Source organism: Neobittarella massiliensis (ex Bilen et al. 2018) (assembly GCF_900289145.1).
GTDB classification, from domain to species: Bacteria; Bacillota; Clostridia; order Oscillospirales; family Ruminococcaceae; genus Neobittarella; species Neobittarella massiliensis.
This window is the reverse complement of the sequence record NZ_OKQO01000001.1, coordinates 307,587-327,421: the sequence shown is the minus strand read 5'-3', so window position 1 is coordinate 327,421 and position 19,835 is coordinate 307,587. Positions and strand designations below refer to the sequence as shown.

The window sequence follows — 19,835 nt, the reverse complement described above, 5'->3', positions numbered from 1 at the left end:
TGATGGGCGAGCAATACGGCTGTGGCCCCAAGTGGAAAGGAAGGCAAATCCATGAAAACTGTATATCAACACAACCGCGAGCTGATCGAAAATGCCGTACCACGCATCCTCTCCGAAGACGAGCAGTCCTGGACCAAGGCGCTGGCACTGGATGACCAGCTCTCGGCTAAAGACAGGCTGCTCTGGGGCTCTAACGTGCCCGGTTCCGGGGCACCGGAACAGGTCATCGTCGGCGGTATTCTGGCCATGCAGACCATGGGCTACGACGTATCGGAGGCCGAAAAGCTCATCGAGCCGGCGCTGAAAGCCCGGCAGGAAGACGACCGCATCACCTTGGGTATGCTCACCGCCAAGGTCTTTCACATCCTCAATAACTGCCCCAAGGTAAAAGATCACCCCTACTTTGCATACACGGTATACGAGAACTACGACCAGTACCGCAAAGCGGTGTCGTTCCCCGCCAAGGCGGATATCGACACTGCCAGTAAAGACTTTTTAGACCGCACCCACGCCGCCTGGCTGACCCAGATCATCGGCGCGGCACTGGGCACCTGCCTGGAGGGCTATACCGCCGACGCGCTGAAAGCATTTTTCGGCGAGATCAGAGATTACCCGCGCAAGCCCAGTACCTATAACGACGACATCACCTTTGAGCTGGCCTTTTTAGAGGCATTCATCAAATCCGGCAGCAAGATCACCTCTGAAGATGTGGCCCTGCACTGGGCGGGCATGATCCCCAGCGCCTGGTCGGCAGAGGATATCGCGCTGCAGAACTTTAAGCTGGGCATCTTTCCGCCTGAGAGCGGCTACCGCTGCAACCCGTGGCGGGAGTGGATCGGCGCCCAGATGCGCGGGGCGATCTGCGGCATGCTGGCCCCCGGAAACGCCGAGGAAGCTGCCCGGCTGGCCTGGATCGACGGCTGTATTTCACACCACAACAACGGCATCCTGGGCGAGATCTTTAACGCCGTGATGGTGAGCCTGGCCTATAGCATGGACAACGTCAAAGATGTGATGCTGGCCGCTTTCAGCGCGATCCCCGCCGACAGCGAGTACCGCAGCGTGATCGATTTTGCCCTGGAGAGCTGCCGCCAGCACGACGACTGGCTGTCGGCTTGGCGCCCCTGTGAGGAGAAATACAGCGCCTATAACTGGATCCACGCCTACCCCAATGCCGCCGCCGAAGTGGTAGCGCTGTACTACTGCGACAACGACTTTGATACCTGCATGAATATCATTGGCATGCTGGGGCAAGACAGCGACTGCAACGCCGCCCAGATCGCCACTCTGTTCGGTGCCATGCAGGGCCACAGCTGTATCGACGCCCACTGGTCTGACCCCATCGGCGACGACCTGTACACCTATGTGCGCGGCTACCACCAGCTGACGATCACCGAGCTGGCTCAGCGCACAGTCGACGCGGTCAACAACGCCGATAAGCACTAAATACTGCAAGACTGTGCACCTCTGCACAGAATGTGGCCCCGGCTTTTAGCCGGGGCCGCATTTTTATAGCCAGGACCGAATATTTTTGTACCGCCAGAATACCGGGTTCTTTTTATCCAAAAGAGAAGTGCCGCCATGGACATGTATGGCGCGTCGCTTATATGCGCTTTAGAGAACGGCGGCCTGAACGCGTGTGCCGCATCTCCAAAGCAGACCTGCACAATCACTTTTCTCTGGGGGGCAGCCGACAACTGCAGCTACTCGTGCCGGCGTACCAGCTACCACATCGAGCCGGTGATGGGCGTGCTCTCTTCTTCTGCCGAGATGGAGACCTGGGACATGCGCTGCACACAAAGCTGTTTTGACTCACCCGACGAGCACGAGCTGTCCACCGATGTATGGCACTGGACACCTATTATGGCGGCGATATCGATCGTCTGCTAAATGCCTTACCGGTTCTCAGCCGCGCATCGCCCCCAATATAGAGCTGCGGCTGCCGATCGAGCTGTCACGCCGCACCCCTGTGGACTACTTGCCGGCCCGTCTGGAACATTTTTGGGGGCAGCCGGAATTTTACTCGATCGATCTGTACGGCGGCCAATACGCCCAACTCGTCGAGAGCTCTCGTTCTCTTTATCGGCAGGCGAAAAAGCATGGGCTGTGTCTGAAGGCCCAATGTTGGCTACTGGGATACAGCCGAGGGCATCATAGCCGCCGTGGGTTACCTGGAGCTCGACGATGTACGGTGCCAAATTGCCACTGCCCATCCTCCCCGAGCGATCGATCTGCTCTGCCAGCAGGGTATTTGTTCAGGTGCCGCTCCCACCGGCAATCTGGAGTTGGAGCGGGTATCCTGCGTGGCTGCGCACACCATCGGGCTACTTTTGGATGCTGGAGTAACGGTGACACCGACACTGGGCGACTGTCTTCTATTATAACAGCGATGTGTTGGGTGCGTATTAAAAGCTATATCTGTGCGGGGCCTTGACCGAATTTCGACTGCAGCAAAATCGGCATGACGTGCTGTGAGCCGTTTATAGTGTACATCGACGAGATAGGAAGAGCCGTTGGCCCCCCTGCCCGGCAGCTCTTTTACCATATTGTCTTTTGGGCCTGCAAAGCTAAAGCTGCCGCAAAAAAGGCATCTCGTCTCTTGCTCTGAAAAGCCATGCAGAGTATACTGGGGGCATGGCCAAAAAGGGAGGACTTTTACATGGAGATATTGTTCGGGCAGACCTATACCGAACAGCTATTTGACCGGGCTGATTTTACCGATGCCCGCTGGGAGCAGGTGCAATTTGTGCGCTGCACCTTTGCCTCTTGCGCACTGGACTACCTGCAGACCGAGCGCTGCCAGTTTGAAAACTGCAAGTTTGAATTTTGCCAGCTGGGTGGCAGCAAACACGAAAAGAGCGTGTTCGCCGGCTGTAAATTTCGCGATTGCAACCTGTTTTCAGCAGAGTTTACCGGCTGTAAAGGCATTGGCAGCAACCTGCACGGCTGTGCCTCTACCGGGCTCGCGATACGCGGCGGCAATTGGTCGTACGCCAGTTTTTCAGGGCTGTTTTTGCAGGGGACCGACTTTTCGGGCCTGATGCTGGCCCATGCCGATCTGCGCGACTGCAAGCTGCAGAAGTGCAACTTTCGCGACTGTGACATGACCCAGTGCTACCTGCAAAACGCCGATCTGACCGAGGCCGACCTGCGCGGCGCCCAGTTAGATGGCGTGGATCTGCGTGCCTGCCGCATGAAAAAGACCAAACTGGATATGGTACACGCCATCCAGATAGCGGAGGCAATGGGCGCGGTGATCGTGTAGACTGGTACTGTTCCACCCGCCCGGTAAATAATTACGGGGCAACCAAAAACGTGATGTTCTGGCGCTGAGACGCTTTTTATGAGGAGGACGATGATGACCGAACTGGAAAAAATGCTCGCCGGTGAACTGTACAACGCCGCCGACCCGGAGCTGGTGGCCCTGCACCAGCAGGCCCGGCAGCTGACTGCCCAAATAAACCGCGAAGAAGATATCGAGCGCCGCACCCAACTGTGCTACCAGCTGCTGGGAGAGGCCGGGGAGAACCTGTTTATCGAGACGCCTTTTGCCTGCGACTACGGGCGGTTTATTAAAGTGGGCAATCATTTTTACGCCAACGTAGGCGTTACGATCCTAGATTGCGCACCAGTTACGATCGGCGACAACGTTCTGCTGGCCCCCGGCGTAAAACTGCTGACTGCCACCCACCCAGTAAGCGCTAAATTGCGGGCCACCGGCCTGGAGTACGCGCTGCCCATCACCATCGGCAGCGACTGCTGGCTGGGGGCGGGCTGCATGGTGGGTCCGGGGGTCACCATTGGCAGCGGTACGGTCATCGGCATGGGCAGCGTGGTGACCAAAGATATCCCCGCCGGGGTAGTGGCTGCCGGCAACCCAGCGCGTATATTGCGTCCGGTAGGGCCAGAAGACGACCTTTACTATGCTAAGGGGCGAAAAGTTGAACTGTAAACCCGGAACATATTATACGATACGTAATATTTTTACATGATAATACTTATTTTGACCTGTTTTTGGATGATCTGCTGCACTTTGACAGCATTGTATAAAAAGTGCGCGGTGACTGGTGCGCCGTGTCAGAGATGGGCAAACGATAGATATGGCTGCGGTCTGTGTTGTTGGCAGGCAGGTAAAATGCCGCTGTGGGCAGCGCATTCCTGCTGGGATACCCTCTAAGAATTGCCCAAAAGGGACTGGACCTGCACAGTGTGCAGGTCCAGTCCCTTTTGGGCAATTCTTTTCGGCGCACAGTAAACAGTCCGTATACAGTGCACCGTACACCGTTCACAGCGACCGGCTGTTTAACCCAGCGCCACGTCGAGCAGCATCATCAGTGCAAAGCCGATCATTGCGCCCCAGGTACCGGTGTGGCTGTGACCGGTCTGCGACTCGGGGATGAGCTCTTCTACCACCACGTAGATCATGGCGCCGGCGGCAAAAGCCAACATCCAGGGCATGATCCCCTGGACCGTAGCCGCTAGCAGCACACCCACCAATCCGGCCACCGGCTCGACAAAGCCACTGGCTGCACCGTAGAAAAACGACTTCTTTTTTGATAGCCCCTCTTTTTTAAGCGGCAGCGAGATAGCCGCCCCCTCAGGGAAGTTTTGCAGCCCGATGCCGATAGCCAGAGCGATCGCCGCCGACAGTGTAGCGGTGCTGCCCCCCTGCGCGACCAGCCCAAAAGCCAAGCCCACAGCCATACCTTCGGGTATATTGTGCATGGTCACCGCCAGCACCAACATCGTGCTGCGGCGAAAGCTGTCGGTATGCATCCCCTCGGGCGTTTTGGCGCCGGGATGCAGGTGGGGTAGCAGACGGTCGAGCAAAAACAGAAATCCGCCCCCCAACAAAAAGCCGATAAAGGCCGGCGGCCAGCCCAGTTTCCCCTGCTCCTCGGCCATGTCGATAGCCGGGATGAGCAGCGACCAAACTGAGGCGGCCATCATCACCCCTGAGGCAAAGCCCAAAAAACCTTTTTGCATCGACGGGTCGATATCGTCCTTTACCAAAAACACCATACCCGCCCCCAGGGCAGTGACCAAAAAGGTAAAGCCAGTGCCCAGCATGGCCATCGCCACGGGGTTTTGCAGCACTGCCATGATCTCTCCTCCTCTTTATAGTTTTCTACCAGCCCTTCTGCCACCGCGGTGGGGCCCGGTATACCAGCCTATGTCCGCGGTGCGAAAAAAGGCCCTCTGCCGCACGGCAGAGGGCCTTTTGGGCTGGTAAAATAGCTGATTTAGTAGTTCTCGGCCTTGACCTGGAAGTAGGCGCGGGGATGTGCGCAGACCGGGCAGACCTCGGGGGCCTCGGTGCCCAGAACGATGTGGCCGCAGTTGCGGCACTGCCACAGGACTTTTTCGCCCTTGATAAAGACGGCGTTGCCCTCGACGTTGGCCAGCAGCTTGAGGTAGCGCTCCTCGTGCTCTTTCTCGATCTTGGCTACGCCTTCCATCAGGTCGGCAATGTGGTCAAAACCCTCTTCTCTGGCCTCTTTGGCAAAATTGGCATACATGTCGGTCCACTCGTAGTTCTCGCCTTCGGCGGCATCTTTCAGGTTGGCGGCAGTGTCGCCAATGCCGTCGTGCAGCAGTTTAAACCACATTTTGGCATGCTCTTTCTCGTTATCGGCAGTCTCCTGGAACAGAGCGGCGATCTGCTCATAACCCTCTTTTTTGGCCTTGGAGGCATAGAAGGTGTATTTGTTTCTGGCCTGGCTCTCGCCGGCAAAAGCAGTCATCAGGTTGGCTTCGGTCTTGGTACCTTTTAAATTCTTCATTTTAAAATTCCCTCTTTCTATAAAACTTTTGTGGGTATATAGTTGCGGACACGGCGCCCGCCAGAGTACAAAATAAGATCTAGTGGGCAGTGCTGCCCGCGCCCGCCTGCTGGCAGTGGGGACAATACCCGGTGACGATGAGCTGGTGGCCGGTAACGGCAAAGCCGGTACTGGCATGTATCTGCTCGTCCAATCCGTCGAGCAGCGACAGCTGCAGGTCGAACACCTGGCCGCACTGCTGGCAGAGCATGTGATAGTGGGGCACGGTGTGGCCGTCGAACCGGTCGCCCTGATTGGGTAGCGGTATCTTCACGATCTGCCCCGTTTGGCTGAGCAGGTTGAGATTGCGGTACACGGTGGCCAGACTGATCTGCGGATTGTCTTTTTTAAGGATGTGATAGACCTGGTCGGCTGTGGGGTGGATGGGATTTTCGCGCACCGCCTGCAGCACCAGTTCGCGCTGTCTGGAATATTTCATAGCTGCACTTTCATTAAAAGAATAACTGTTATTGTTTTTGTTTGAGTTTATTATAGACGAAAGTAGTCCAGTTGTCAACATATTTTTCGCATTTATTTTTTTAATTGCCAAACAGCCCCAGCGGTACTATACAGAGCATGCCCAATATGTGCGGCAGATATTTCCACCGGTCCTGTTTCATCTATTATACATAATTGCTGTAACGTGATTTGGTATTTTATGTGAATTTTTTATGGCGGCACTTTCCTTTGTTAAATGGCTATGCTATAATAAGGTACACGGCAGCGGCGTGTTGCTGCGCCGTGCGCCGTCCCACCGGACGCAGAGAGAGCGCCGTAATTGGCGAATGGAGGTATAGCGTATGTCTAAAGTTCTGGTAAAAGTCGACGATCTGGCAAAAGCTGTGCGGTTATACGAGTTGGCATCGGCCGCCAAAAGTGAAGTTGCTGTAGAGCAGGGCCAGTGGAGATCCCCCGTTGTCTCGCCCCTGGGCTTCTTCGGTCTGTGCGCTTTCAACATGAAAGAGCCCATGACCGTCATCAGTGACGACGAGGACTTCATTGCAAAAGTAAAGGCTGACACCACCCTGTTCCACAGCGATAACTAATGCCTTGATAGAACCCCGAAAAGCCGCTTTTAAAGCGGCTTTTTTCTCCCCACCGGCCCCCGTACAAAGCGATGGGGCATCACAGAAGAAAGTGGTGATACCTTTGAGAGAGATCATCGAAAAATTTATAGACGATAACGGCCAGCAGCTGCTGCACGACCTGGGCCGCCTGGTCGCCATCCCGTCGGTGGCACCGGTGAGCCCGCAGCCCGGCCCCTACCCCTACCTGGAGCCCTGTGCCCAGGCCCTGGACTACATGCTGCGCCGGGGCAGCGAGATCGGGCTGTCCGGCGAAAACATCGACTACCGCTGCGGTGTGCTGAGCTACGGCGACGGCGACGAGTCGATCGCGATCGCCGCCCACCTGGACGTGGTGCCGGCCGGCGACGGCTGGACCGGTGACCCCTTCAGCCTGCGGGTAGAGGGCGGCACGCTGTACGGGCGCGGCGTCAACGACAACAAGGGCTCTGCCATCATGGGCCTTTACCTGATGAAGTTTTTGCAGGAAAACCAGATCCCCCTCAAACACAAGATCCAGCTCATTTTGGGCTGTGACGAGGAGACCGGCATGACCGACATGCCGTACTACCTGTCCAAGAAAAAGGCGCCTGCGATCACGCTGGTACCGGACGGCGAATTCCCCATCTGCGTAGGTGAAAAAGGCCTGTGTGAGGGAGAGATCATCTCGCAGCCGACCAGTGATGACAGCCCTATCCTCTCGCTTAAGGGAGGCAGCGCCTCGAACATGGTGCCCTCCAGTGCGGTGGCCGTGGTGCGGGCTACCGGCTTGCCCACACCCGCATGCGGCGACATCACCCTCTGTGAAAAAGACGGGCAGACCACCATCACCGCCACCGGGGTCTCGGCGCACGCCTCTACCCCCGATGCCGGCGACAACGCCATTGGCAAACTGGTCGATTACCTGCTGGACTGCGCGCTGGTCGAAGGCTACGAAAAAGACGTGCTGGAGACCGCCCGCGACCTGAGCTGCACCTGCTACGGCGAGGGGTTTGGCGTGGCCTGCGCCGACGAGACCTTTGGCAAGCTCACCTGCATTTGCGGTACCATTAAAAAAGACGAGCAGGGGCAATATGCCATCGGCTTTAACATCCGTTGGCCGATGGCCATACAGGGCGATGTGCTCAAGAGCGCCATCGAGCTCTGCTGTGGCGATATCGACGCCAAGCTGCAGCTGAACCTGTTTGATGAGCCCCACTACGTAGACCCCGAGCAACCGGCTGTACAGGCACTTAAACGCTGTTACGAGCAGGTCACCGGCGAGCCCTGTGGCCACTATGTCATCAGCGGGGCAACCTATGCCCGCTATTTTCCCATGGGGCTTACCTTTGGCCCCATGTTCCACAGCGATATCGAGCAGATGCCGGCCGGGCACGGCAGCGCTCACCAGCCCGATGAGATGTTGCCGCTGGCGACGCTGAAAAAGGCGCTGGCTATCTATATCGATACCATCGCCGCTCTGGACGGTATCCTGTAGCCGGGCGCTATATGCTCTATATAATAGTAAAAAGGATGGGGAGCAAAAGGCTCCCCATCCTTTTTATTGCGTATTTTTATCGATCTAAACGGCAGTGATCATCCGGGGATACGTGACTGCTATTTTGCCTGCGCCAGTTGCTGTACGGCAGCTCCGCAGTCAGCGACAAAGAAAAAGTTGCGCCCACGGTTGCTCTCGCTGATAAAGTCGTGCAGCGGCTTGCTGGTGTACCGGCTGTAGTCGCCGTAGATAGCCAGTTTTACCCCGTACTGGATATACTTTTCTAGCACTGCGCCCGCCAGGCCGGTACTGAGAATAAAAAAGTCTTCGTGTACCGCTTTTTTGCCGATGGCGATGCGGTCGGCATCGGCCTGACAGCGCACCTGCATCATCAGGTCCAGCGCCGAGTCGACATCGGTCAGCACCTTTTCACGGCCGGCCGCCTCGATCACGGCGATGCGGCGGCTATTTTCTATCTGCAGCTGTATCTGCATGTCTCATCATCTCCTGTTCGGCAGTGCCGCTGCGACGCCGCCTATCTCTTATGGTATATTTTCCCCACTTTGTTCCCCCAGCGCCCGCAGCCGCTGGAGCACGGCTGCATAGCGGGGATGGCGGCGCAGCGGATCTAGCTGGGTCTGCTCCTCCACCATCTGACACAGGTGCGGTTTGAGCAGCGCCTCACCCATAGGTTGCGCCGTCATTTTGATGCGGTCAAACCAGGGGTAGGTGCCTATCTCCCCCACATCGGGCCAGCGCGCAGCCAGGTCGGCATACCGTTCCAGCGCGTCGAGGGCGGGCTCTACCTCACCCTGTGTTGCCAGGCAGCCGGCCAGCGCCAAAAACAGGTTCTGCCCCAACCCCACCTGCAAGCCGAGGACCTGCGCCACGTCGATAGCCCGCTGTAACAGGAACTGTTGGCGGCGGGCATCCTGCCCCTTTTGGGCAATGTTGGCCAGTAACATCAGGTCGGTCACCGCCATAAAGGCGCACATATACAGGTCCTGCTGGGCCAGTTCGGCGGCGCGATCATCTTTTCCCTGCCGGGCATAAAGCGGCGCCAGTTGGCGGCGGGGGTCGAAGCTGTTCGGCGGCTGCTGCTCGAGCAGGTACACCGCCTCGTCGGTGCGCTCGAGCATGCTGTAATAGGCGGTGAGAGCCACAATGGCTGCCTGGGCCGTCTCGCCCTGCGCGATCTCACGGCAGCGCTCCAGCAGTTCGCACCCCCACTGCAACACCTGCTTGGCCTGCTTTTCATCTTGGCAGCAAAGCACCAGCTGCTGGGCAAAGCTGCCCAGCTTTAACAGCAGCAGGCTGTCGGCGGGATACTGATGGACCAGTGCCTTTGCCTGATCCCAGGCCGGGCACAGCCCCTCACGCACCAGCAGTGCGCTGCAGGCAGCTACCAGCGACTGTACCTGCCCGCTATCGAGCTGGGGGCGAAAATTCAGCAGCGCGTCGGGGGTGGTGTGCAGCGCGCGGGCGATCGGCGCCAATAGGGCAATATCGGGGCAGGTGGCCCCCATCTCCCACTTGGAGACCGCCGAATGACTGACCCCAACCAGATCGGCCAGCTGCCCCTGGGTGAGCCCACATTTGTGCCGGGCGGCGGCAATATTTTTTGCCAACTGCTGCATCGTATCTTCCCCCTCTATCTACCCCTATCATACCCCACAGACCGCCCGCTGACAATGGAGCTTCGCGCCTGTCATCGCAGCTTCACTGTTCCTGGCAGGAAAGTTTGCCGGTCACCGGGCTTGACTTGACGCTGCCGGGCACCGTACAATACAGCTGTACCAGAGAAAAACGGATGGCCATGTTCTATTATAAATAGGAGAGAGACTGCCATGGAATGGACTTACCCGCAGATACAAGATGACATCAAACTGGTGGCACTGGATATGGACGGGACTCTGCTCGACAGCCAAAAGCGGCTGCCGCCCGATTTTTTTGACGCCGTGCATGCACTGCGCGCAAAAGGGGTGCGCTGCTGCATTGCCAGTGGACGGCAGTACTATGCGCTGCTGCGAGATCTGGAGCCGGTGGCCGACGACCTGCTGTTTTTGGCTGAGAACGGCTCGATCATCTTTGATGGACGGCAGAACATCTTCACCCAAGATCTGCCCTATTGGCTGTACCGACCGGTAGTCGAGCACATCCGCCAGGTCGATGACTGCCAGATCGTGCTCTGTGGTGCCAGAGCGGCTTATATCGAGCAGCAGGACCCGGCCTATCTGCACCAGATCGACCTGTACTACGCCCGCCGACAGCTGCGGGAGGACCTGTTGGCCCCGCCGGTAGAAGATGCGGTGTGCAAGCTGGCCGTGTACTGTGACCGGCGCGCCGAGCAGCGCGTGCTGCCGCTGCTCGAGGAGTACCGGGACCGCTTTCTGGTGAGCTTGGCGGGCAGCGACTGGGTGGACATGATGCTGCCCGGTACCAATAAGGGCAGCGGGTTGACCCGGCTACAGCAATACCTGGGCATAGGCCCAGATAACTGCATGGCTTTTGGCGACTACCTGAACGACCTGCAGATGATGGGCGCCTGTACCCACAGCGTGGCCATGCATAACGCACACCCCCAGTTGGCAGCGGTCTGCCGGCATCGGGCCCCCTCCAATGACCAGGACGGGGTGATGCGGGTGCTGCGCCACCAATTCGATCTGTGATACATACAGAGGGACAGAAGAGGTGTATGGTGAAAAAGATCTTGCTGGTACCCGACTCGTTCAAGGGGACGCTATCGGCCCGAGAGGTATGTGCGGTCATTGCCGAACGGGCGCAGGCACTGCTGCCCGAAACCGATATCTGCCAGATACCGGTGGCTGACGGCGGGGAGGGCAGTGTGGATTGCCTGCTACAGGCCGTGGGCGGCCAAAAGGTGACCTGCCCGGTTGCGGGCCCCTTTTTTGATGAACTGACCGCCTTTTATGGAGTGCTGCGCGAGCGGTCCGGCCACCCCCGCACTGCGGTGATCGAGATGGCAGCCTGCGCCGGGCTGCCGCTTGCCGAGACGCGGCTAGACCCCGAAAAGGCCACCACCTACGGTGTGGGCCAGCTCATTGCCCATGCGGTGGCACACAGCGGTTGCCGCCAGATCTTGTTGGGACTGGGCGGCAGCGCCACCAACGACGGCGGCTGCGGTATGGCCGCTGCGCTGGGAGTTCGCTTTACCGACCGAGAGGGGCGGGTCTTTGTGCCCACCGGCGGTACACTGTCAAACATCGCCGCTGTGGATACCAGCGGCCTGCTGCCACAGCTGTCCCAAGTAGAGATCACCGCCATCTGCGATATCGATAACCCGCTCACCGGCCCACAGGGGGCGGCAGCGATATTTGGCCCGCAAAAAGGGGCCGATCGTCAGATGGTGGCCCGGTTGGACGCTGGGCTAAAACACCTGGCCGAACAGGTGCTGCACGATCTGGGTACTGCTGGCGAGACCGCTGCCGGGGCCGGAGCCGCCGGCGGCATGGGTTTTGGTGTAGCGGCCCTGTTGGGCGGCCGGCTGCGTATGGGCATTGAAGTCGTACTGGACACAGTGGGCTTTCAGCAGCTGGCCCAAGATGCCGATCTCATCATCACCGGTGAGGGCCGGCTGGACGGGCAGAGCGCCCGCGGCAAGGTGGTCAGCGGGGTGTGTAAACGCGCCAAAGAACTCGGTGTACCGGTAGTGGCGCTGGTCGGCGCCCTGGAAAAAGGTTACCAGCCGCTCTACCGGCAGGGACTCACCGCGGCATTTAGCATAAATCCCCGACCAGAAGACTTTGCCACCGCCCGCCACAAGAGCGCCGAAAACCTGGCGCAGGCCGCCGAGAACCTGCTGCGGCTGTTTGCCGCCGCACAGTGCGCCCGATAGATCTCCGTCGGCAGTCAGCATCCCATACAAGGCACCGCCGACTATAAAACAGGGGGACTTTCCTGCTAAAACATGCCTGTGCCGGTGGTCGCCGACCCACGCTATCAGCGAGAGCACCGATGGCCAAGAGCACGGCGGGAAACCCATAAAATGTACTGGGCACTGCCCTATCTATCACACTATAAAAAGAGCGCCGCTGCCAAAAATTGGTAGCGGCGCTCTTTTCTCTTTTATAGCTTACCTGCCAGGTGGGACCGCTACCGCGCCAGCGGCTGGGCCAGATCTTTTTTATCTGCCCGCAGAGTGTGGCCCTCCAGTTCCAGCAGGCGGTATTTTAGCTCCATACCGGCACTAAAACCACCCAGCGAGTGCTTGCCCAGTACTCGGTGACAAGGCACGATGAGCAGCAGTGGATTGTTCCCCACCGCAGTGCCCACCGGGCGCGGATGGCTGCCCACCTGCTCGGCCAGCCACTGGTAGCTCACCAGCTCACCGTAAGGGACCTGGATGAGCGCCCGGTACACCCGCTGCGCAAACGGGGTGCCGGTAAAGGCGATCGGCAGGTCAAACACCTGGCGCTCGCCGGCCAAATACTCCCCCACCTGGCGGCGGCAGGCCTCGATAAGGGGCGTATTTAGGTTTTTCATGGTCACCGCACCGCCAAATTCTGGATGCCGTCCCACAAATACGATGTGGCCGTCCTCCTCGGCGATCAGCAGCTGCAGGTCGTCAAAATCACATACCTGGTAGGTAAGCATCGTCTCTCCTCCACACGTGGCCGCAGGGCCGTCTCCCGAACAAAACAATCGTTCTTTTCACCTTTTTTATTATACGCAAGCGAGCTGTTTTGCACAAGTGCGGGCTGCGATTTTTTGCCGGGTATAATTGGTTTTGGCCGCGCCACACTACTACTGTTCGCAATAGTGTTCGGCGCTTTGCGCCCAAAATACCGCGTGCAGAAAGGAAACAGCGCTATGAAAAAGACGTTGACACTGGTGCTGGCTCTGGCGATGTGCTGTATGTGCTTTGTCGGCTGTGGCACCGACACCAAGCCCGAGGACAAGGAGAACTCCTCTTCCCTCATGACCCCCAGCCGGGGAAATGAGCACAGCGACACCGATCCCTCCACCTCGCAGGGGACAGCGGCCGCCGCCAACTCGCAGACCACCGCCAAACAGGATTACGACAGCCTAAACGGCGATAAGATCGGCTGGGGTCAGGGCTATGAAAAAGATACCGACGGTATCCCCACCTCCTGCACCCAGATGCAGGCCAAACTGGGGAAATACGGGGCCATGTTTATCGGAGCCAAAGAAAAGACCATCTATCTGACTTTTGACCAGGGGTATGAAAACGGATTTACCGCCACCATCCTCGACACGTTAAAAGAGAAAAAAGTGCCGGCCACCTTCTTTTTGACCTACGACTACTGCAAGACCGAAGAGGTGCTCATCCGCCGCATGATCGCCGAGGGCCACACCCTGGGCAACCACTCGCAAAAACACAAGTCGTTCCCCACCATCTCGGTGAGCGAGGCCCAGCAGGATATCGACTTCATGCACCAGCATGTCAAAAACGTGTACGGCTACGACATGAAGGTGTTCCGCTTCCCCATGGGCGAGTACTCGGAGCGGATGCTGGCCGCCGTGCAGGATTACGGTTATAAATCGATCTTCTGGTCGTTTGCCTACAAAGATTGGGTGACCGATGCCCAGCCCGATAAGGCCGAGAGCTTGCAAAAGCTGCAGGAGAACCTGCACCCCGGCGCCATCTACCTGCTGCACTCGGTCAGCTCTACCAACGCCGCCATCCTGGGCGACTTTATCGACTACGCGCTGGCGCAGGGCTACACCTTTGCCGCTATCGCCTAAAACCGCACCGTCAGGCCGCTGACGCCTATGCAGATGGCGCGGCGATTGTCAAGTAAAATCTCTGTAAAGTCACTTGGATTTCGCTTGACAAAATACATAGACTTCACTTACGCCACCTATACAAATCTGAAGAAAATGTGGGAATTTTGTCAAATCCATTTTCCCCCCGCCAGCAGCGATGCTATACTCAAAATGTACCCACCTGTGTACCGCCGCGGGGCAGTGCGCCTTTTTTGGCGTGTGGCTGCGGCGTACACGTTCCGTAAAACCGCAAGTGTAGCATGTGCCCAATTGGGAAAAGTATGAGGGGAGCACTATGAATTTTTTCAACTTCCTGTCGCTGGCCGGCGGATTGGCCCTGTTTTTGTACGGTATGAACATCATGGGGTCTGGGCTGGAAAAACTGGCCGGCTCTAAGCTCGAGATCATCTTGACCAAGATGACTTCCAACATCTTTAAGAGTGTACTGCTGGGCGCGCTGATCACCGCCGCCATCCAGTCCTCCTCGGCCACCACCGTCATCGTGGTAGGCCTGGTGAACTCGGGCATCTTAAAGCTCGACCGGGCGGTCGGCATCATCATGGGTGCCAACATCGGCACCACCATCACCGCCCAGATCTTGGCGCTGGGCGATATCTCCAGCGACAACTTCTTGCTGCAGCTGCTCAAGCCCACAGCGCTCTCGCCGCTGTTCGCCGCGCTGGGCATCGTGCTGTTCATGTTCTTAAAGAGCAACAAATCCAAAAACCTGGGGCAGATCCTCATTGGTTTCGGCATCCTCTTTACCGGCATGAAAGCCATGGAAACGGCCATGGAGCCGCTGCGCACCATGCCGCAGTTCACCAACCTGATGGTCACGCTCTCCAACCCCGTGCTGGGCGTGTTGGCCGGCGCACTGGTCACCGCAGTGATCCAGTCCTCCTCGGCCTCGGTAGGTATCTTACAGGCCATATCCTCCACCGGTCAGCTCAAATTTTCCACCGCGATCCCGGTCATCATGGGCCAGAACATCGGCACCTGTATCACCGCGATCATCTCCAGCGTGGGCGCCAACAAAAACGCCAAGCGCGCAGCGGCGGTGCACCTGTACTTTAACATCATCGGCTCGGCGGTGTTTTTGACCGGCGTCTACGCCTTCCAGTACACAGTGGGTTTTGACTTTTGGAACCAGGCTATCACCCGCGGCGACATCGCCAATTTTCACACGATCTTTAACATCGTCACCACACTGCTGCTCATTCCTTTCCACAAGGGGCTGTGCAAACTGGCCGAGCTCTCTATCCGTTCTAAAAAGGGCGAGGACGAGCAGAGCCCCGAGATCCCCATGCTCGACGAGCGCCTGCTCATGAGCCCCAGTCTGGCCATCGAGCAGAGCCGCAAGGTGCTGACGCTGATGGGCAGCTACGCCCAGAAAAACTTCTCGCGGGCCATCCCTCAGCTGTTTCACTACGACCACAAAGTAGGCGATAAAGTAAACGAATACGAGGCGGCCATCGACAAGATGGAGGTGATCTTGCCGCGCTACCTGCTCAAGCTCACCGACAAAGAGCTCTCTGACCGCGAGAGCAGCAGCGTATCTGAGATGTTTCGCCTGGTGACCGAATTCGAGCGCATCGGCGACTACGCCATCAACGTGCTCGAGCGCGGCGGCGAGATATACGACAAGAAGATCACGCTGTCCGAGACCGCCCGCAAGGAGCTGTATGTGCTCAACGACGCCATCGGTGAGATCATCGAGCTGGCTGTCACCAGCTTTAACAACCACGATATCCTGCTGGCGCGCACCATCGAGCCGCTGGAGCAGTGCATCGACAAGATGAAAGAGATGCTCAAGACCAAGCATATCGACCGCCTCAAAAACGGAGAGTGTGCCATCGACGCCGGCGTCATCTTCTTAGAGATCCTCACCAATTTAGAGCGCATCGCCGACCACTGCTCCAACATCGCCGCCTATGTTATCGGCTATGAGGGGGAGGAGATGGACGACTTTGACGCCCACGAGTACCGCCAAACGCTGCACGACGGCCACGAGGAAGAGTATAACCGCCTCTACGCCTTTTACAAAGAGAAATATGCCAGTCAGATCAGCCGCTGAGCGCTGACGGAGCAGTTCAATAGTGCGGGTGGTGCAGCCTGGAACAGCAGGGTTGCACCGCCCGCTTTTTAGTGCCGGTTTGCGCTCGAGCCGCAATTTATAGTATACTGTGGTTGGCGAAAAATGCGGCACAGTGGTGCCCGCTATCCCAGAAGATACGGAGGACTTGCCCGTGAGCGTGAAGAGAAGACCGCTGCCCTATCTGCTGACTATTTTACTGTCGTGCCTGGTGCTGTACGGGGCCGGCAAGCTGGCCGACGGGCCGGATAATTTTTTGTTTACCCAGCGCACCGGCGAACAGGGAACCAAGGCCCAGGTGGTGGATGTGTTGTCGGACGAAGACACCACCCAGGACTACGAGACGGTGAGCTTTGCCCAGCGCACCATCACCTTTAGAGCCAAATTTTTAGAGGGCGATAAAAAAGGGCAGGTAGTGCGGGCCACCCAGACCATGGATACGCTGCAGATGCAGGCGGTACACGCGGTGGAAAAAGGCGACAAACTGTACCTGACCGCCGCCCACAAAGCAGACGGCAGCGACGATTATATAGCCGGCAACTTTGTCAGAGAAAACTGGCTGTTGGGGCTGGTGGCGGTATTCTTTTTGCTGATGCTGCTGTTTGGCCGCATGCAGGGGCTAAACACTATCCTCTCGCTGGTGCTCACCTGCGCGGCGGTGTTCACCGTACTGGTACCGGCCATCGCCTCGGGCAGGAACATCTACCTTTGGACGGTGCTGGTATGCCTGTTCATCGTGGTGATGACGCTGTCGATCATCACCGGCTTTACCCGCAAAAGCGCTGCTGCGGCGCTGGGTTGCCTGGGCGGCGTGTGCGTGGCCGGTCTGCTGACGGTGTTTATGAACAGCGCCATGAAGATATCGGGTCTGGTGGATGAGGACACCTTTATGTTGGCCTCACAAGACCCAAGCCGCAATCTCGACTTGTTGGGCATCATCTTTGCGGCCATCGTCATCGGCGCGCTGGGGGCCACGATGGACGTATCAATGTCGATCTCCAGCTCGCTGGAGGAACTGCTCATCAAGGTCCCCAACATGTCGTTTATAGAGCTGTTGCGCAGTGGGCTGCGCATCGGCCGCGACATTATGGGCACGATGGCCAATACGCTGATACTGGCCTATGTGGGCTCGTCGCTCAGTCTTATCCTGCTGATGCTCTCGTACCAAAACACCACCGCCTCGCTCTTTAATCTGGAGTTCATCGCCACCGAGGTGCTGCAGGCGCTGGCCGGCAGTATCGGTATCCTCTTCACCATCCCGCTCACGGCCATCTCTACCGGGCTGCTTTACCGCCGGCGGCAGCGGCGCCTGCAAAACGAGCAGGTCTGATAAAATTTATTGCCAAAAAAGAGCGCCTGCCCACAGTGGGCAGGCGCTCTTTTTTGGTGTTCGTATCAGTACTGCCAGACGTTATAGCTAAAGGCGCCATCCACTACCGGCAGCTGGCCGTCCTGCTCTTTTTCGATGACTTCGATGAGCTGCTGGCGATAGGTGTCGTCATAGCCCTCCATCACCGGCGTCACCCGGCTGGCCTCGTTTAAGAAATGCAGCACGTCGCGGCCCATAGCCCGCCCCTTGTCGGTGTGCACATCATAGGCATAATCGGGCACCTCGGGCTGGTAGCCGTGCTCGAATTTTTTGATGACGATGTTCTTCAGGCAGTCGGTGGAGCGCTCTTTGGCGCAGCCGCACAAAAAGCGGATCGCGTGCATAAAAAAGATGGGCTGGTCGCCGTCGGAGTACGGGAACTCCGATGCGATCTGCCGCAGCGCCCGCACGACCACCGGGGCGTTTACATTGCCAAAGCCGATATCTTCCACCGCGATGACCTGCAGCCGCCGCCAGAGCTTCTCTAAAAACTGCGGGCTGGTAATGTACATCTCGTAGGCCATCTCAATGGCTTTTTCGGCGTTGCCGCGGCGGATGGATTTTTGCAGGCCCGACACGACTTCGTCGCCGGGCAGGCCGTTTCTGGTGGTGATATTTTTCCAGGGATCGTAAGACATAAATTCAGACATGGGCGTCTCCTCCAAAAAATGCGTAATCACAGTGTGTGCAGCCCAAATGACAGGCGCGCTCTTCTCTTTAATGATACGGGATTTGCCGCCGGTTGACAAGCAGTTTTTCACCCGTTTTTCCGCCGTGCCGGTCAATGTGCCAAATTACCAAAAAACTGCACCGACATGCGAAAATTTAACCTCTTGTGTTTGCATTTTCCACCGCATCATGTTAATATTATTGATAATAGACTTATTTACACACATTAAAAGGATGGACACCTTATGCTGAAAAAATGGACCGCACTTGTTTTGACTGCCGTGATGGCGCTGACCGTATTTGTGGGGTGCGAGGCCCCCACCCCGCAGGAAGACGCTGTCAAGACGTATTTAGAGGCAGTGCGCGATGGCAATACCGAGCTGATGCGGGTAGCTGATGGCTACACCACCCGCGATATCGACTTTGGCTTTGCCCGCCAAGTTATCGAGAAAAAGCGCAAAAAGGCCAAGATCAAGATCTTGAGTTCCACCGAGACCGGCACCGATACCTACACCGTCGAGGCCAGCATCACTTTTTTTGATCTGCTCGACGCCCATCAGGAAGAGGTGGCCCGTCAGCTGGATGCAGAGAGCCAGCAGCCCAGTGATGGTGTGAGCAGCGACAGCGGCCAGAGCGCCCCCACCGACGAAACTTCCAGCGCCGCCAGCTCCTCTGCTGGCGCGGCCGGCGAGAGCACATCCCACCTGTCGGAGGAGGAGATAAACGAGGCCTTTTTAAAAGTGTACGAGGACTGCGACAAAAAGACCAGCTATAAGTTGACTTTCAAAGTGGTCAAAGTGGGCGAGGACTACAATGTAGATGTGAGCGAGTGTCTGGACGAAGTAAATGCCCTGTACACCTGCAATCTGGAATCGGTACTGTAAATATCTTGCGGCAAAGGCCCGGTGGGACCACTGTGTGCAGTGGCTCTCTGCGGGCCTTTTTTGCCCCCTGAATACTGGGACCGCGTTTAAAGGCATTTGAAAAGAGACGACTGATAAGGAGGTGTGGCGGTGCTGCGCAAAAAGCTGTATCACTACGACGTGGCCATCCTGTACTTCATACAGGAGAAGTGCCGGCGGCCCATCTGGACGCCGCTGATGGTGGGGGCCTCGATGCTGGGCAACGGCGGGCTCTTGTGGCTGGGCGTCAGCGCGGCGCTGCTGGCCATCCCCGGCTGGCGGCGAGTGGGCTATACGATCCTGGCGGCACTGGTGCTGGGGCTTCTCATCGGCAATGTGGCCATCAAGCTGGCGGTGGGGCGCACCCGGCCCTACGTGGCGTTGGCCCGCAAGGTACTGCACATCGCCCCTCCACAAGACAGCAGCTTTCCCTCCTGCCACACGCTGTCTTCTTTTGCCGCGGCCACGGTACTGTTTATGGCCGACTACCGGCTGGGTCTCATTGCCGGGGCAGTGGCGGCTGTCATCGCCTTCTCGCGACTGTATCTGTTTGTACACTACCCCAGCGACGTGTTGGCCGGGCTGGTGCTGGGTATCGGCGTGGCAGTTTTGACCGTATTGCTGTTGCAGGCCTATGTGTGGCACGGTCACGGCTTTATGGGTTTTTACCGGCTGGTCCCGTAAAACGGCCA

20 protein-coding genes are annotated in these 19,835 nt (G+C 57.7%); 13 read left to right on the top strand and 7 right to left on the bottom strand.

Annotated elements, in window-relative coordinates; translation table 11 throughout:
• The first annotated feature begins 51 nt into the window (after positions 1-51).
• From C6Y32_RS01580 to C6Y32_RS01565, 4 genes are all read left to right on the top strand, one after another.
• Entirely contained in the window at positions 52-1,446 is a 1,395-nt protein-coding gene (locus tag C6Y32_RS01580; protein WP_105203404.1) for an ADP-ribosylglycohydrolase family protein, read from the top strand.
• A gap of 135 nt (positions 1,447-1,581) precedes the next feature.
• The gene (locus tag C6Y32_RS01575) at positions 1,582-1,890 is read left to right on the top strand and encodes a hypothetical protein (RefSeq protein ID WP_105203403.1); all 309 of its coding nucleotides are present in this window, start codon (positions 1,582-1,584) and stop codon (positions 1,888-1,890) included.
• A 769-nt stretch (positions 1,891-2,659) separates the two neighbouring features.
• Positions 2,660-3,265 (top strand): pentapeptide repeat-containing protein, encoded by a 606-nt coding sequence (locus C6Y32_RS01570; RefSeq protein WP_164998076.1) that lies wholly within the window; start codon positions 2,660-2,662, stop codon positions 3,263-3,265.
• Positions 3,266-3,358: 93 nt separating this feature from the next.
• Positions 3,359-3,952 (top strand): sugar O-acetyltransferase, encoded by a 594-nt coding sequence (locus C6Y32_RS01565; protein WP_186487271.1) that lies wholly within the window; start codon positions 3,359-3,361, stop codon positions 3,950-3,952.
• Positions 3,953-4,302: 350 nt separating this feature from the next.
• Here the strand turns inward: C6Y32_RS01565 and C6Y32_RS01560 are convergent, their stop codons facing one another.
• From C6Y32_RS01560 to C6Y32_RS01550, 3 genes are all read right to left on the bottom strand, one after another.
• Positions 4,303-5,103, bottom strand: a complete 801-nt coding sequence (locus C6Y32_RS01560) for a ZIP family metal transporter (protein ID WP_105203400.1) — start codon at positions 5,101-5,103, stop codon at positions 4,303-4,305.
• Between the two features lie 140 nt (positions 5,104-5,243).
• Positions 5,244-5,783 carry a rubrerythrin gene (rbr, locus tag C6Y32_RS01555; protein ID WP_105203399.1) on the bottom strand — a complete coding sequence of 180 codons (540 nt, stop codon included), beginning with the start codon at positions 5,781-5,783 and terminating at the stop codon, positions 5,244-5,246.
• A gap of 79 nt (positions 5,784-5,862) precedes the next feature.
• On the bottom strand, positions 5,863-6,261 hold the full coding sequence (locus tag C6Y32_RS01550) for a Fur family transcriptional regulator (RefSeq protein ID WP_105203398.1): 399 nt from the start codon (positions 6,259-6,261) through the stop codon (positions 5,863-5,865).
• Positions 6,262-6,622: 361 nt separating this feature from the next.
• Between C6Y32_RS01550 and C6Y32_RS01545 the strand changes: the two genes are divergently transcribed.
• Together C6Y32_RS01545 and C6Y32_RS01540 are read left to right on the top strand one after the other, a co-directional pair.
• Positions 6,623-6,868, top strand: a complete 246-nt coding sequence (locus tag C6Y32_RS01545; protein ID WP_105203397.1) for a hypothetical protein — start codon at positions 6,623-6,625, stop codon at positions 6,866-6,868.
• A 103-nt stretch (positions 6,869-6,971) separates the two neighbouring features.
• Entirely contained in the window at positions 6,972-8,363 is a 1,392-nt protein-coding gene (locus C6Y32_RS01540) for a Sapep family Mn(2+)-dependent dipeptidase (RefSeq protein WP_164998075.1), read from the top strand.
• A gap of 119 nt (positions 8,364-8,482) precedes the next feature.
• Here C6Y32_RS01540 and C6Y32_RS01535 read toward each other — a convergent pair whose 3' ends face one another.
• Both C6Y32_RS01535 and C6Y32_RS01530 read right to left on the bottom strand, forming a co-directional pair.
• A complete protein-coding gene (locus tag C6Y32_RS01535; protein WP_105203395.1) occupies positions 8,483-8,857 on the bottom strand; it encodes a DUF4180 domain-containing protein in 375 nt (124 codons plus the stop codon).
• 48 nt (positions 8,858-8,905) lie between these two features.
• On the bottom strand, positions 8,906-10,000 hold the full coding sequence (locus C6Y32_RS01530; protein ID WP_105203394.1) for a helix-turn-helix domain-containing protein: 1,095 nt from the start codon (positions 9,998-10,000) through the stop codon (positions 8,906-8,908).
• A gap of 210 nt (positions 10,001-10,210) precedes the next feature.
• Here C6Y32_RS01530 and C6Y32_RS01525 point away from each other — a divergent pair, with 210 nt between their 5' ends.
• Together C6Y32_RS01525 and C6Y32_RS01520 are read left to right on the top strand one after the other, a co-directional pair.
• Positions 10,211-11,032, top strand: a complete 822-nt coding sequence (locus C6Y32_RS01525) for an HAD family hydrolase (RefSeq protein ID WP_105203393.1) — start codon at positions 10,211-10,213, stop codon at positions 11,030-11,032.
• 29 nt (positions 11,033-11,061) lie between these two features.
• Positions 11,062-12,219, top strand: a complete 1,158-nt coding sequence (locus tag C6Y32_RS01520) for a glycerate kinase family protein (protein ID WP_105203392.1) — start codon at positions 11,062-11,064, stop codon at positions 12,217-12,219.
• 257 nt (positions 12,220-12,476) lie between these two features.
• On the opposite strand, the gene C6Y32_RS01515 is transcribed toward C6Y32_RS01520, so the two are convergent.
• Positions 12,477-12,977: a methylated-DNA--[protein]-cysteine S-methyltransferase gene (locus tag C6Y32_RS01515; RefSeq protein WP_105203653.1), complete on the bottom strand. Its 501-nt coding sequence runs from the start codon at positions 12,975-12,977 to the stop codon at positions 12,477-12,479.
• A 216-nt stretch (positions 12,978-13,193) separates the two neighbouring features.
• On the opposite strand from C6Y32_RS01515, the gene C6Y32_RS01510 reads away from it, so the two are divergent.
• The 3 genes from C6Y32_RS01510 to C6Y32_RS01500 all read left to right on the top strand — a co-directional run bounded on the left by C6Y32_RS01510 (position 13,194) and on the right by C6Y32_RS01500 (position 17,533).
• Positions 13,194-14,090, top strand: a complete 897-nt coding sequence (locus C6Y32_RS01510; protein ID WP_164998074.1) for a polysaccharide deacetylase family protein — start codon at positions 13,194-13,196, stop codon at positions 14,088-14,090.
• 316 nt (positions 14,091-14,406) lie between these two features.
• Positions 14,407-16,185 carry a Na/Pi cotransporter family protein gene (locus C6Y32_RS01505; protein WP_105203390.1) on the top strand — a complete coding sequence of 593 codons (1,779 nt, stop codon included), beginning with the start codon at positions 14,407-14,409 and terminating at the stop codon, positions 16,183-16,185.
• A gap of 172 nt (positions 16,186-16,357) precedes the next feature.
• Positions 16,358-17,533, top strand: a complete 1,176-nt coding sequence (locus C6Y32_RS01500) for a YibE/F family protein (protein WP_105203389.1) — start codon at positions 16,358-16,360, stop codon at positions 17,531-17,533.
• Positions 17,534-17,598: 65 nt separating this feature from the next.
• Here the strand turns inward: C6Y32_RS01500 and C6Y32_RS01495 are convergent, their stop codons facing one another.
• The gene (locus C6Y32_RS01495) at positions 17,599-18,222 is read right to left on the bottom strand and encodes an AAA family ATPase (RefSeq protein WP_105203388.1); all 624 of its coding nucleotides are present in this window, start codon (positions 18,220-18,222) and stop codon (positions 17,599-17,601) included.
• Between the two features lie 264 nt (positions 18,223-18,486).
• Here C6Y32_RS01495 and C6Y32_RS01490 point away from each other — a divergent pair, with 264 nt between their 5' ends.
• Both C6Y32_RS01490 and C6Y32_RS01485 read left to right on the top strand, forming a co-directional pair.
• Positions 18,487-19,125, top strand: coding sequence for a hypothetical protein (locus tag C6Y32_RS01490; protein WP_105203387.1), 639 nt, complete (start codon positions 18,487-18,489; stop codon positions 19,123-19,125).
• A 129-nt stretch (positions 19,126-19,254) separates the two neighbouring features.
• The gene (locus C6Y32_RS01485) at positions 19,255-19,827 is read left to right on the top strand and encodes a phosphatase PAP2 family protein (protein WP_105203386.1); all 573 of its coding nucleotides are present in this window, start codon (positions 19,255-19,257) and stop codon (positions 19,825-19,827) included.
• Positions 19,828-19,835: the final 8 nt, after the last annotated feature.